General features: G+C 34.3%; 4 protein-coding genes. 1 reads left to right on the forward strand and 3 read right to left on the reverse strand.

Going from position 1 to position 16536, the window contains the following annotated elements; translation table 11 throughout:
• Nucleotides 1–120: 120 nt before the first annotated feature.
• From GCQ56_RS10965 to GCQ56_RS10975, 3 genes are all read right to left on the reverse strand, one after another.
• Nucleotides 121–12426 (reverse strand): T9SS type B sorting domain-containing protein, encoded by a 12306-nt coding sequence (locus GCQ56_RS10965; RefSeq protein ID WP_152734502.1) that lies wholly within the window; start codon nucleotides 12424–12426, stop codon nucleotides 121–123.
• A 324-nt stretch (nucleotides 12427–12750) separates the two neighbouring features.
• A complete protein-coding gene (locus GCQ56_RS10970) occupies nucleotides 12751–14136 on the reverse strand; it encodes an aminopeptidase P family protein (protein ID WP_152734503.1) in 1386 nt (461 codons plus the stop codon).
• 151 nt (nucleotides 14137–14287) lie between these two features.
• Nucleotides 14288–14743 (reverse strand): Lrp/AsnC ligand binding domain-containing protein, encoded by a 456-nt coding sequence (locus tag GCQ56_RS10975; RefSeq protein WP_152734504.1) that lies wholly within the window; start codon nucleotides 14741–14743, stop codon nucleotides 14288–14290.
• 324 nt (nucleotides 14744–15067) lie between these two features.
• On the opposite strand from GCQ56_RS10975, the gene GCQ56_RS10980 reads away from it, so the two are divergent.
• Nucleotides 15068–16534 (forward strand): cobyric acid synthase, encoded by a 1467-nt coding sequence (locus tag GCQ56_RS10980; RefSeq protein WP_152734505.1) that lies wholly within the window; start codon nucleotides 15068–15070, stop codon nucleotides 16532–16534.
• Nucleotides 16535–16536: the final 2 nt, after the last annotated feature.

Here is a 16536-nt window from a genome sequence, read left to right on the forward strand (position 1 = left end):
GTTTGTGGTTTAAAATCCTACAGTATGATTTTGAATATATGCGATCCGGGAATCACTACGATTCCCGAAATCACATGTAAATTAAATTTATTTTATTGATTAAATAAAAGTTTTATCGAATTATCTGATCAACATAAAGGTTCCTTTATTTGTCAGATCACCATTTATGAACAACATCCAAACATAAGCTCCTGTAGGACAAAGCTTTCCTTTATATTGTCCATCCCAACCACCATTATAACCTGGTTCGCTGCCGATAAATAATAATTCACCCCATCTGTCGTAAACGTACATTTCATATTTTTGAATATCGTAATTAATATCCTTCAAATAGAACCTGTCATTCTCATTATTCGAATTTGGAGTAAATGCACTTGGCTGTTCAATTCCAACAGGTTTTACTTCAACATCAACTGAATCTTTTGCCACACAACCCAAATTATCTACGACAGTCAATTTATACAATCCTGTTTCAGTAACATCATATCGCTGAAGAATACTACCTTCTTTACCATCTTCCCATGTAAAATTATATGGTGAATATTCCAATGGAAGATTTGAACCTAAAGTCAATGTTTGTCCTTCAAAAATAATTACAGGTTTGCCTTCAACAATTTCAACCTCATCTGGTCCATCTATAATCAAGTAATCCATTAATTTAGGATTTGGTGTAGGATTAATTACAAAGTTTTGTTTATCTCCACAACCATATTCATTTTCAACAGTTAATGTGTATTTACCTGGCGTTTCAACAGTTCTGGTGTCTCCAGCATATCCATCATCCCAAATTGGCTTGTCCATTCCTGTTAGATTCACTTCAAATTGATCGCCTTCACAACCAAATTTATCTTCATCTAACTCCGGATCTGCAACAATACTTACAGTTACCTCATCTCCAGCATCACAACCATAAAGGTCCACAACATTAATCTTATAAGTATATGTTCCTTCTGGAGCATTTACAATTCGTGGACTTCTTGTTGTCGGATCATCCAAATGATCTGGATTTGTCCAGGTAATTTCACCCGCATCACCAACAATATCAGTCAACAATTGCAATTCATTACACTGTCCTGCTGTTATATCTTCGATAGTTGTAACCTCTGGTAATGGTGCAACATTTAAATTGACCAAGTCGATGCCAACACAACCATGTTCATCCATAACACTGGCAACATACACCTGTGATTCTCCTGGAGTAAATATTGGTGTCATTGAATTTACATCATTCAAATTATCAGCTGGTGACCATTTAATGTTGTCCTCTTTGGTATCAGCTACTAATGTAAATGGTGAACAACTACCTATTGTAGTATCGTCTGTAATATCAACTGTTGGCAACTCATCAACTTTTAATGAAGTTGTTTCTGTTACATTAGAGCATCCAAATTTATCCGTGTAAGAATAGTGAATTGTATACTCACCTGGTCCCTTATCTGCTGGATCAAATGTTTCTTCAGAGATTCCATTCACCCAATAAATACCACCTGCTGGATATCCTCCTGAAAGTTCAAAACTTTCTTCACATACACCTTTTGAATCAAAGACTTCAAGATTAACCTCAGGTAATGCATTCAAGGTTACCAATGAATCAACCTTCGAAGAACATCCTGTCTCGTTATTGGTTATCATTATCGATAATTCGCCATTAGCAACTTCCTCCCAGGTAATTCTAGTTCGCAAACCTTCATCTGGTCCGGCAAAGATACCTCCATCAACACCCCATCCGTATACAATATTTTTTTGATCAATTGTTGTATATGTAACTCTATCCTCTTTAGCACAAAGTACCATTCTACCAATAATCTCAGAGTTTGGTAATTTATTCACCACCAATTCTGTTGGCTTGGTAGATCTGGAATCTGTACAAAAATCCGAAACAATACATGTATAATAACCATTATCAGCATCTTCCGTTTCTAAAATATCATAAACAGAATTTGTTGCTCCAGTAATATCTGTACCGTTTAATTTCCATTGATAATTTACATCATTACCCACAACTTCAGCAGTAAATGTTACTGGCTCACCTGCACAAACTTCCAAATCAACAGGTTCCGATAGAATTGATAATTGAGGTATCACACTTAGTTCCATACTAGCACTAATATCTTCTCCACAAGAATTATAAACTCTACAATCATAAGTTGCCTCATCATCCAACTGAATAGATGTTAAACTAAGAGTTGGAGAAGTTTTACCGGCAATATCAATAGTGTTTTTTCTCCACTGATATCTTAAGTTTTCACCCGTTGCTAGAACGCTAAACTCCACTAAAGAAGTGTTTTCACATACTTCATTGTTATCGCTAACGCCAATAACTTTTGGTAATTCAGTTACTTCAAGTGTACCTGAACTGGAAACATCACCACAAAATCCTTTTACTTGAACCTCGTATTCACCTTCTTGTGCTAATGTCAAATTATCGTAATGCAAATCTTTCTTCGTTGAAACTTCAGTTCCTCCAAAGAACCATTTATAAGTAAGATCAGCAGCACCAGAAATATTAGGACTCCAATTCAATTCATCATTTTCACAAATTGTTTGATTTCCAATAGGTGCATTCAAAGTCGTATTTGAATATACTCTCACTATTGTTGATTCTTCAATTCCTGATACAGGTAATCCTTCACCTTTTATTACACAAGTATATGTACCAGCATCTGCTATGCTCAATTCCGGAATAAAATGAGTAAACTCAGTGTTGCCTAATGGATTCCCATCTTTGAACCACTCTTTTGAGGTTATTTGACCACTCGCACTAAGCGTTAAATTTAAAGATTCACCTTCACATTTTTCTATAAAATTGGTTAGTCCATCAATTATCTTAACAGGTTCTTTAACTGTTAATTTACCCGATGCCAATCTGGTTCCACAAATACCAGTAATTACACAATTGTAATAACCCGCATCACTCATTTGAATGTTTGTAAAATCGATAAACGATCCTGTAATTCCTGTCAAATCAGTTTTTACACCATCCACAACATGTGACCAGGTATAAACCAAATCATCACCTGTAACATCCAAAGCCATTGTATAATCATCTCCAACGTATTTTACAACATTTTTAAGAGTTGTATTTAAAATTGTACTCGGATTAACAATTAACTGAGCTGTTTCATTTAAAATTTCACCACAGCCATTATCATTTGTGACAGTACATTCAATATTGTATGTTCTTGCATTGAATGGATCATCTGGTAACACCTCTGTTCCATCAATAATTAACTCTGCTGCATCAGTTGCCTGATCAACTCCATCAATTTTCCATTGATAATGTAAATCACGACCAGTTGTTTCAGCTCTGAAAACTACGCCTTCATTCTGACAAACAGTTTGATCATCAATTGAAGCAAGTGTTGGTGTTGGATTTACAATTTGTGTTCCAACAGAAACATCTTCACCACATACATTTGAAACTGCTACTTTATAGTTTCCTTCCATTTCAGTTATGGCAGCTCCCAGAATTAAATTAAGACCAGAAACATTATCTTCAGAATCATCACTTAATGTCCATTTAATAGCATCATAAGTTCCAACTATTTCAATAGGACCAAGCTCTAATACTTCGCCTTCACATATTTCTGGTAATATTTCTAGTCCCTTAGTAATTTCAGGTATAGATAAAATACTAATATCTATTATATAAGTTATTTCTATGCCACATTCGTCTTTAATTACGCATTTGTAAATTCCTGCATCTCCAATACCTACTTCTGCGATTAAATGTGTTGTATTCGCAACAAATGGAATATCATTCTTAGTCCATGTATAAGAAGTTGCATCACCAGAAACAATAGCTTCCAGATTCAACTCTTCACCAAGACAAAGTGTCTTTTCTGCAGGCCAAATACTTACAGGAGCAATAGATTGATATACATCCACATATCCTGACACAAATTCAGTAGAACAACCATCAAATACTTCAACTTTATATTGTCCGGCTTTACTCTTATCTGCTGCAGTTAAAATATAATCGACACTTGTTTCTCCAACTATTTCAGCTCCATCTTTATACCATTTGTATGATAATGTGAGTGCTGGATCAACATTATCAATACTTACTGATAATGTTTCAGGAGTACCAATACAAACATGATCTGCATTTTCCCAGGCATCTAAGCTTAATTTAGAATGATGAATTACTGTAAATTCGCTTGATTTATCAGGGCAAACTCCACCATTACTAGCAATTACTTTGTAGTTTCCATTATCAGCTCCACCAATATTTACAATTGCTGTTGCTGAAACTTCTGTTGCATCCTTAGTCCAAGAGTAAGTGTATGGCTCGGTTCCTGAAGTAACATCCAAAGTAATTTGTTTACTTTCATCGAAACACAATTCCTGATTATCAATTGGAGTAATTTCAATTGGTTCAAAAACTTCCATACTAACAACATTCGAAATATCATCGGTGCTAGAACCATCACTTACAATACATCTGAAAGTCCAAGATGCCATAGTTAAGCTAGCATTATCTATTTTTAGTTTAGATCCATTTACAGTTAGCACTTCAGACATGCCAGGAACAACTTCAGCATTTACAAAAATTCCGCTTCCATTTTCATATTCCCAAGCATAATCAAGTCCTGGTGTAGTTCCTACAATTTCGAAATAAACTTCATCATTCAAACAAGCTTGAATATTAGATGGAGGAGTTAAAATTTTATATAAAGCGTTAACGCTTAATATTACTGTAGCGCTTTCTACATCCGTTGAACAAGTATTACTAACCAGACAACGATATTGTTTTCCGTTAAATGAAAGATTTGCTTTCGTAATTTCTAAACTTGCTGTTTTACAGCCAGAATAGGTTACATCATCCGCTAAATTATCCCAAGATGCACCATTTAGAATTTGCCATTGATAAGTTATTGGTGTTCCAGGTATTTCATCACCTATAGCAGTTAATTCAAATGTAGCATTTTCACCATCTGAAATGGTAATATCACTTGGTTCAGAAGTAATAGTTACTCCCTGGTTTACGATCAGTTCTGCAACATCACTAGTTAAGCTTTTTCCACATCCATCAGTAATAACACAATAATAGGTGTTACCATCAACAGCTGTTGCTGGCGTAAATTTGTCACTATTCGAAGCAGGAACTTCCACTCCATTTTCGAACCAATGATAACTCAATGGTGCATAACCTGTAGCTGCAACATTAAATTCAGGTATAAGTTCTCCTTCACAAATAGTGTTTGTTGTTAGAGGAGTTGTAATAACCAATTCATCCCGAACTGTAAAAGTAAATGTTCTACTTTCAGTTACACAATCATTTGAAACTTCACACACATAAACAATGTCTGCATTAATTTCATCAACAAAATATGAATCAGTTGTAGACAGAACTGTAGCAGGAGTAGCTTGTTCATACCATTTATACTCCCTCTCATCTCCTGTTGCTATGACAGAAAGGTTTCTAGATTCTCCTTTACAAACTTCAATTGGTGTATCAAGATTAACTGGTGAAGTAATTGCCACTTCTTCCCATACTGTTAATTTCGCTTTATTTGTTGGATCAGGTGAACCTGTACCAATTGCGACTTCACAATAAAATTCCCAACCATCCATCTCTGGAGTTACTGGATCAATCGTTAACTCACCAGAAACAGAAACATCCCAAGTAGCTTTTGCAGCATAATCATTTGTTCCATCATTGTAAAACCAATTGTATGTATCAACTGTTGGCATTACTTCTACTATAAATGTAACTGGTAAATTTTCACAGAGTTTTTGATCTGATGGGTGTGATTTAATCAAAGATAAAGCATCAATTGATAATTCAGCAAAATTACTTTCTACAGAACGAATACATCCTTTCACTCCATCAGTTGTTACTACACAACGGTATTGCTTACCATCAAAACCATCAATAATGGTTGCATTTGAAACTGTCAATTCATTGGTTTTAACATCAGAATAGTTAACATCGTTCGCTAAATCACTCCAATCGTCAGCCGTTGGTCCAACCCAAACTTGCCATTGATAAGAATAATTTGGTTCTCCAGAAGCTGTTACATTAAAATGCGCTGTTCCATTATCCGCAATTAACTGATCTATAGGATCTATTACAACAAGCGGCTCTACAACTGTTAATAAAGCACTCTTGGAAATAATTGTGTTGCAATTGTTAAAAACTTCACAATAATACGATTGTCCATCTACTGGAGTATCAACAATCAATATTGCATCGTTAGTACCGACAGAATTATGATCTTTATCAAACCACTGATAAGTAAATGGTCCATCTCCATTTGCTTTCACCATAAATGTTGGGTCAGCATCACCTGTACACATTACAACATCTTCAGGATCATCAAGTGTTAATAATTCCAATACATCCACTCCAAATGTTCTTGTCTCATTGTTACAATTTTGGTCGTTATACACATCAACCTTATAAGTACCTTGATGGGAAAGATCCACTTTAGAAATACTAAAAGTTGCTTTATCAGATAGGGAAATTGACTCATCTCCTACCTTATACCATTTGTATTTTAAGATATCACCTGTAGCTTCAACTGTGATTGAAAAAGGAGCATCAACACAAGCAGTAAGACCAGAATCATCTGATGTAGACACTACTATGTTTTCCCACACATCAACCATAACCTCATTTGATAGTTGAGGAGTACTTAGCCCGTCACTTACCAAACATCTGAACCTCCAATTTTCCATATCTTGGGTTGCTCCGGAAATTGTATAAGTTGAAATATCACCTACGGTATTCACATCAGAAACATCAGCATTCTTGTATACATTATCACCTTCATGATACTGCCACTGGTAAGTCAAACCTGTTGTCTTTGTTCCTGTAATTGAGAATGTAATATTTTCTCCCTCACATACTACTTGATTTTCAGGCTGTCCGGCACTTACAATTTTATTTATAGAATTAATCGTAAGCGTTGCCTCACTACTTATTGCAGTGGCATTCAATGTACAAATTGCTCCATCACTTGTTACCACACATCTGTATTGATTTCCATCAAAATCAGCTTTTAATGCGTTTGTAATTTTAAGTTCTGCTGTATTTATTCCAGAATATTTTGCACCTGTAACTGGATTATAGTCATCAACACCCGGTCCAACCCAAATTTCCCATTGGTAAGAATACTCCTTCTCTCCCGAAGCTGTTACACTAAAGCTTGCATCGGCACCATCATTAATGGTTACCGGATTAGGATTAGTAACTGCAACTTTTGGTATAATGGTAAGTGTTGCTGTTTGGGTGGTTGCTTCTCCACAAGCATCTCCCCATATCTTACAATGATATGATTGTCCATCAACAGGCACTACAGTTAAGGTTGGATGATCAGTACCTACAGCTACATCATCTTTATCGTACCACTGATAATGTATGTCACCTTGAACATCACCTGCAACTGTGAAATCGACAGATACTTCCGTTTCACAAATTATTTGATCATCTGGATCTTTAGTAATCTTAGGATTTTTATTTACAACTACATTAAATGTTAAAGTTACATTTCCACAACCAAGATCGTTACTTAATTCGCAAGTATACTCACCAGCATCTTCATCAATCATTACATCTTTCAATTCTATACTTGGTGTATTGGGAAATATTTTTGTTGGCTTAGCTGTCTGAGTCCATTTGTAATGAATCTCATCTCCTCCAGCATCTGCAGTTACAGATAAAGAAATTGTTTTATTTTCACAAACTGTAGTTATCGCATCTGATTGATCTGTCACAACAATATTATTTGTAATATCAACACTAATAGAAACCTGATCGTCTCCACAAAAATTAGAATTTACTTTTGCAATATAGTTACCATCACTAGTAGGGCTAGTTGCCGGATCTATCACATAATTAGTTGGTTCAGTGTTTCCATCTGTAATTGGCAATTCATTTTTCCACCATGAAATACCATTGTGCTCTCCAGATTCAGTAATATTTAAGCTTACTACACCAGCACATTCCTCCACATTATTATCAAGGGTAGATAATATTGGCTTCTCATGAACTTTAACGATATAAGTTTTTGATAAATTATCACAGAATGAAGTAACTTTAGCCTTGTATGTATATGTACCTGGAGTATTGTGTGCATTCAACTGAACTTGATTCACATCTCCAAATCCAACCAATGGATTATCTGAATCATCCGTCCAGATAATTGTATAATCATCCGAATTAGCAACTGTTGCATCAGAAGTATACTTAACTTCAACATTAAGAAGAGGTTTTTCTCCTTGGCAAATATCAATAATTTCATGTGCTGAAGGATCTATTGAAACATGCTTATGAACTACCAAGTTTCTTTGTATGGTTACATCATCACCACAAATAAGATGCACAGTACAATAATAAATTCCCTCATCATCTTTTGAAACAGGATTTATTGTTAGGGAACCTGTTGATTCACTTAATGTCTTTATTACTCCGGATTTATTCTTAAAACTCCATTCAAATGTAGGAGTTCCTATATAATCGATATCAAAACTAAAGTTATCTCCTTCACAAACTTCAATATCAACAGCTGATGTTTTTGGAGTATTTACTTTTTGAATAGAAAGAGTTGCAGATTCTGTTTCAGTATTACACTGATCTGAAACAGTACATGTATATATTCCTAAATCACTTTCCTCAACATTATCAATTGTTAATACAGCCTCTGTACCAATTTCATCTTCTGCTTCATTTTTCCATAAGTACTTAAGATTTGATAAATCTGAAACATCTTCAACTACAGCATGAAAACTGACTTCTTCTCCCAAACAGGTTCCAACATCTTCTATTGTTACATCTCCAAAATCAGGAATAATATTCCAGGTAAATTTATAAGTAAAATTATCTCCCACACAATTTGGTTCAGCTATAAACTCCCAAGTCCCCTCCGTTGAATTATTAATCTCAAAACTATATGGATTCGTTATGGTAATTATTGAGTTATCAGGTTTTTTAGCTCTATATTCCGAAACTGCTCCATTATCAGTAAAAGTAACTGTTACATTTGTCGGAGAACAAAATGGACCCGCTGGATCAGCAGTTATGCTCGTCACCACCATTTTAGGTGTTACTGATAAAGTAGCTGTTGATTCTTTTGAATCACAACCATTAGAAACAGTTACTTTATAAGTTCCTGCATCAGAAAGTGCAATTGGCGATACAATCTTTTGAGCTCCTGCAGTGTCTTCATCCTCCTCACCATCTTTTTCCCAAACAAAATTATAATAAGAGTCAGCTTCTGTTACTCCAACTTCAAATGTATGCGTGGTAGCACCTTCACAAAGAGTTACATCATCAATTTCATCGTCAATGGTAACAATTGGAATAATATCTAAATTCTCAACTGACATTGTCAAATCATCAGGACAAACAAAATTAACTCCATCAATAGTATAAACACTACTAACACTAACTGAATAAATCGATGAACGATCATCCATACTAGCTGGGAAAGTTAATGTCGAACCTTTTTCAATTAAATCCGTTGTTCCTTCTTTCCAATTATAGTTTAATGTTCCAGAACCTGTTGCTTCAGCAGTTAATATTACATCTTTATTCTCACAAAGATTATCATTAACCGTTAAGTCAGTCAATTCTGGAGCTGATAAAACCCTTAAGCTGATTTCATCAAAGGCTTTACCACAGCCATTTTCTGCTTCACATCTTATTGTATAGGTTCCAGGAGCATAATCATCAGCAAATACAAATGGATTTTCCAGTGATACAGGAGTATCTCCTCCATTCACATACCATTTTACTTCTCCTGCATCTCCAGTTACCAGAGCGGTTAAAGTTGCCGTTTTTCCAAAACAAAAATTAGTATGATTGGCATCAATATTAATAGTTGCAGCTTCATCAACCAATACGGTTAGATCGGCATGTACATTATCTGTTGAAGTACCACAATCAGTATATTCCTCTTTAAATCCAATCGAGCATCTATATTCGCCTTCATTTATTTGTTGAGGATTTTCAAAGAACAATTGATGAGTTTTCACCCCTGAAAATTCATCATTATCCACTAAATCAATATAGTTTTCTGTTCCTTCTTCTTTCTTGGACCATGAGTAATCGTACCAGCTTACATCTCCGTTTGATACATCAAGAGAGTTTCTAACGCCTTCGCAAAAATGAAAAGTTTTATCATTATTACCATAGCTATAATTTGGTACAACACGCGCTACAAAAGTAGCAGTATCCTGCACAGCTTGTACAAAAGTTATACTATCAAGAGCAAAAGCAGATTGTATCCCCGATGCGTTATTATTTAATAATTTAATTACCGCATTTTCGGCACCTTTTGGTTTCCATAAAGCAGAAACAGATTGCCAATCATTGGTTTGTTCTATTTTAAAGTTATCAACAATAACTTCATCATTAACCATCACCTTAAGACTTTGTGCTGTTGTATATTCTTCGTTAACAACACTTCTTCCGTGTAGTTTAACGATGTAGTTAAAACCATCTACTACATCAACTTTTGTTCCTCGGTATATAGTGTCACCAAAATTCTTAGATATGGCCATGAACATGTAGTCATTATCCATATCACTAAATGTAGGATATTTGAATGATGGGTCAGCATTAGTTGTTTGTCTAACTAAAGAGTATTCGCCTGGATTTCTTAAGTTCCCAAAAACCTCATCATAATCAGAATCAACCGTTAATTCGAAAAATGAACCATTATACAACTGATCCATTAAAGGATCCCTATACGAACCAACTACATAATAAGTTGTTTCAACATCTGGTGCTGGAACATTTAGAGGTCCGTCAGGAAAATTTGGTTCTCCTTCAAAATCATTTACATACCACTCATAAAAATCAGGAGCAGGATCTTTAATAGATACAATTATATTATCATCATAACTTTCACAAATCAAATTTAAATCAACATCTGTATTGATATCTAAATCAGGAATGATTTTTGAAATTTCTTTAGTAAATCCAGAATAATAACCTGCAGCACCCACAACACCTGATTTTACCAACCAAGCCACATTAATTGCTTTATTACTATAAAAACGATAACTACCTTTCAAATTATCGTCAAGCTTATATATCTCCCACTGTGGAACCCCGGAAATTTTAACAGGTGAGCCAGTAATATTACTAATAGGATGTAAGGCTTCTTCACCATCTCTTGAGTAACTTATTACTGCTCCGGTCTGAGAAAGAATTGTTATCACTCCAGTAACACCTTGTTTTGATAGAACTTCAGCATACGGAACGGTTACCTCTCGTATTCCACTAGTTGATACCGGAGGAATAAAGTTCATACCAACAGTAGGTCCTATGCTGGAACTACTACCCGAAAGAGTTTGATAAACGTAAACATTCTTATCCGTTAAAACATAGGCATTCCCATTTCCATCATAAGGATCATTCAGATCCATATATCCACCTTTTTTGGCTATGGTTCCTTCATAAACACCATTTACCTCGACTCTTGTATTATCTTCCGTAGCAACAATTATAGGACGTTCTGTAGTATAATTCCCCTTCCCCCGCATGATAATATACTCATTTCGAACTTGATCGATAGGTACAATTTGGTCTACACCAATATCCTGACCCGATGGACCAGTAGTCCATGAACCACTATTAACAGCTATTGGTTTATTGGAAGTAATAGATGTACCATTTAAAGCGTTTTTATCAGCATTTGAGAATCCAGATAAATCGTGATCTACTCCAATAACATAACTATCACCTCTCATTAAAGTAGTAGTAGTAATCACATCTGTAGGTGAAATTACTTTTGAAACAAGAGAGTTTGTTGCAGAATTAAATTCAGTTAATCGAGAAACTTTAATATCAGTAAAATTAACAACCGTATTGTCCTCTGTTGCCATTACCGATATAAAGTGACTTCTTCTGCTAGTTGCACTATTTTGATGAGTATAGGTATGTCCTGATAAAAATTCTGTACCATATGCATAAGTTCCTTTTGTAGTTAAAGAACTACCCTGATCTCTTGTTGAATGTCGCATATTTACAAAAAATGGTCCATCCGGTGAATAAAATCTAAGACCATCATCAGAAAGTTTTTTATTCAACTCTTTAGCACCAACAACATTTTCAGGAAAATTATATTTATGCGGGTAAGTAACAACGTCACCCTTCTCAACTCCTACAGGAGTAAGAAATGGGTACGAATATGGACTTGTATTACTAATTGTAACAACATCAATTTCATCATCATATCCTCTATAAATATAAACCCGAATATCTTTTACAGAGTTTGTAGATAATATAGCACGATGATAACCTATATCATTATCAGTAGATGATCCATTATAAAATGGCGGAACATAGTGTTCATAGTCATATTGTGCAAAACCTTTATTTGGAATTGCAAACAAACAAAAGACTATTATTAACTTAAAAATTACTTGAAGCTGAGTAGACATTTTACCATTCCCCATATCATTAAGATTCATAGTTTCACCAAACAGTTTTAATAAAGAGCAGTTTATAACAAATAAAGTATTAGATCACATGCTCATTTCTCATTAAACATACAAAAGCCAATCATAGCTCTACCAATGAGTTAGCAGCAAAAATGCTTACACTTATTAAAAATCAAATTAGTGTAAGTTAATTTTTGTTCCACAAATATACCTTTTAAACTGATTAAAGGTTGTTTTTGTTACATATTCGTATAAATATTTAGTAAAGTTAAGGAAAATTAAACAAACAGCCCAAAATAAAAAAAGCGGTCATTCATCAGAATGCCGCTTTATATTATGTAATTACTGAGTTTTTTAACTCATTATAGCTTCTACTTCCTCAACACTAACCGGTATTCTTTTACCAATCAATCTGTTTCCATCTTTGGTAACCAATATATCATCTTCCAAACGAATCCCTCCAAAATCGCGATATTCATTAACTTTATCGTAATTAATAAACTCTGTATGTAAGTTCTCATTTTGGAATTTATCAATCAATGCAGGAATAAAATAGATACCCGGCTCATTTGTTAAAACGAAACCTGGTTTTAACTCTTTACCTAAACGAAGGTATGCAGTTCCAAATTGGTCTATTCTTTGAACTTTATCGTCGTATCCAACCAAATTCTCACCAAAATCTTCCATATCATGAACATCTAATCCCATCATATGACCAAGTCCGTGTGGCATAAATAATGCATGAGCTCCAGCTTTCACAGCAGCATCAACATCACCTTTCATCAATCCTAATTCCTTCAAACCAGTAGCTAAGACCTTACAAACCTCTATGTGAATGCTTTGATAGGTAACTCCAGGACGAATCAACTCATTTCCTTTATTGATTCCAGCCAATACAATTTCGTAAATCTCTCTTTGCTTTTGAGAGAATTTTCCTCCAACCGGAATTGTTCTTGTATTGTCAGAAGCATAATGAGTGTCTGTTTCTGCGCCACAATCGACAAGTAATAAGTCACCTGCTTTTAGTAAATTTCCATGTTCATGATTGTGAAGCGTCTCTCCTCTCTTTGAAACAATCGCTGGAAATGACAACATACCACCTGCTCTTAGTGTAATTGCTTCAACTTCTCCGGCCACTTCTCTTTCATATACACCATCTTTAGCCATTTTCATAGCAGTTGTATGCATTTCATATCCAATGGCAGCTGCTCTTTCTAATTCTTTAATTTCGTACTCATCTTTTATTTCACGCAAAGCAACAACTGCCTTAATGAATTCTACAGAAGCATTCTCTTTAATAGCATTAAGAGGAGTACCTAACATTTCGTGAATTAGAATCTTATTCTCTGCTCTATATACAGGTAGGAAATGAATCTTTCGTCCAGCTTTTACAGCATCCGCAACAAATATTTTTAGATCACCAAACGGAGCACAATTCTCCAAACCAAATTCAGCTGCCTGATCTTTTACACTTGGCTGAGGTCCCATCCAAATGATATCATCTATATCAACATCATTACCAAAAACGTAATCTTTGTTGTTATCGATATCAAAAACACCTGCAAAACCAGGATGATCTATACCAAAGAAATAAAGGAAAGTACTATCCTGGCGGTAGTGATAAATATTGCCTGCATAATTCATTGGTGCATCAGGATTACCAAGAACAATTGCAATACCGTCCTTCATCGATTCGCGTAGCTTTTCGCGTCTGTTTATATAAACTTCTTTTGGAATCATGTTATTGTGTTTTTAAGTATTTAAATTTAAAGATTCGGAAAGATACAAAATTAGGTAGTAAATGATTTTGAAATTTTTGCATTTGTATCGTCAAAAACAAAAAAAGCTTCCTAAAATTAGGAAGCTCTTATGCTAAAATCATTTTTTATATCTACAATTTAATTTCTCGATCTACTGTTTGATCCAAAGAAATAAAGGTCTCAGTTTTCGATATACCCGGAATATTTTGAAGAGTATTGATTAAAACATCCATTAAATGCTGATTGTCTCTACAAAGCATTTTCACAAGAAAGGTATAATTACCCGTTGTAAAATGACACTCAACAATTTCCTGGATTGCATCAATTTTATCAACTACAGTTTTATATTGTTGCGCATGATCTAAAGTAATTCCCACAAAAGCACAAACTTCATAACCTAACGCTCTTGGTTTTACTATAAATCGAGATCCATCAATAATTCCTGCATCCTCAAGTTTTTTCACCCTTTGATGAATTGCAGCTCCTGAAATTCCACATTCTCTTGCAATTTCAAGAAAAGGTATTCGTGCATTTTTAATCAGATATGATAATATTTTCTGATCTACTTCATCAATTTGAATCTTCATGTATTAATATTTAGAGTCCATCTTTAATTTTTAACAAGAAATCTGCCCGAATGAAGTAAATATCTTTTATCGAAAGGAAAACCTGTTACAATTCATTACAATAAGGGCAAAAATACTAATAATTTATAACCACATAAAATATAAACTACTCCAAATACAAATTTAGAACGATTAAATTCAAGCACATATATACATTTCAATTGTTCTGTCATTTTATAAAAAATTAGTAAGCTAATGCTATACAACCGAGGAAACACATGAATAAAAAATTAAATTTGCATCCAGTTTCAGAATAACTATCAATTGTAGAATAAATTTAATAAGATGAAAAAACTAAAATCAGTAATGTTTGTTGGCACCGGTTCCGATGTTGGAAAAAGTATCGTAAATACTGGTTTTTGTCGTATTCTTAAACAAGATGGATATTCTCCTGCACCTTTTAAAGCTCAAAATATGTCACTAAATTCATATGCTACACCAGAGGGCTTTGAAATTGGAAGAGCCCAGGCTGTACAAGCTGAGGCATGCGGAATTGATTGTCATACGGATATGAATCCTGTTTTGTTAAAACCTACAAATGATAAAAGTTCGCAAGTTGTTTTGAACGGTAAGCCTGTTGGTACTCAAAGTGCTGTTGAATATTTTACAGGCAACAACAAAAAAGCCTTATTCGAAGAAGCTAAAAATGCATTTAATCGTTTAAATGAAAAATACAATCCAATTGTTCTAGAAGGAGCTGGCAGTATCTCTGAATTAAATCTTAAATCGAGAGATATTACAAACATGAGAATGGCTACCGAGGTTGATGCGGTAACCTATTTAATTGCGGATATTGATAAAGGAGGTGTTTTTGCAAGTACTTATGGGAGCATAGCTCTATTGGATGAAAAAGAAAAAGATCAGATCAAAGGTATTCTGATAAACAAATTCAGAGGAGATATTAAATTATTCGAAGAAGGAAAAAAAATAATTGAAGATTTAACTGGCAAACCTGTTATTGGCGTCCTTCCTTACTTTAGAGATATTCATATAGAAGAAGAAGATTCGGTTAGTCTTGAAAATAAGTCATCTTCATCTTTAGATGGCAATATTAATTGTGCAGTAATTCTATTACCACGCATGGCGAATTTTACAGATTTCAATGTACTTGAACATGATCCTAGAGTAAATTTATTTTATACTAACAATATAAAAGAGATTGAAAGTGCCGATATTGTAATAATTCCTGGTAGTAAAAACACAATATCTGATTTAAATGAAATCAAGAAAAATGGTGTTGCTCAGGCTATAATTCGTGCACATAAAATTGGTAAAAAAGTAATCGGCATTTGTGGTGGCTATCAAATGATGGGTCAGTCAATTAGTGATCCTGATGGAATTGAAGGAAATATTTCTGAAATTTCAGGCTTAGGTTTATTACCTGTTAAAACAACCATTACCGATGAGAAACTAACTGAACAATGCACCTTCAAATTTAAAAACCATAAGGATGAATGCTCCGGATATGAGATCCACATGGGGCAAACTGTGGCAAATGAAAATTCTTTAAATTCATTATCAAACGGAAAACAGGATGGTTACCTGCTTAATGAAAATTGCTGGGGAAGTTACATTCATGGTATTTTAGACAATTCTGTAGTAATAAACGATCTACTATCTGGCTTTGATATTGATGCTGATAGAAATTTTAATTACTCCGAATTTAAAGAAGAACAATACGATAAATTGGCTAACGTAATTCGAAATAGTGTAGATATGGAATTATTCTACAAACATTTATCCAGAGAGTAGAT

Origin of the sequence: Marinifilum sp. N1E240 (genome assembly GCF_009295825.1) — a bacterium.
Taxonomy (GTDB): Bacteria; Bacteroidota; Bacteroidia; order Bacteroidales; family Marinifilaceae; genus Marinifilum_A; species Marinifilum_A sediminis.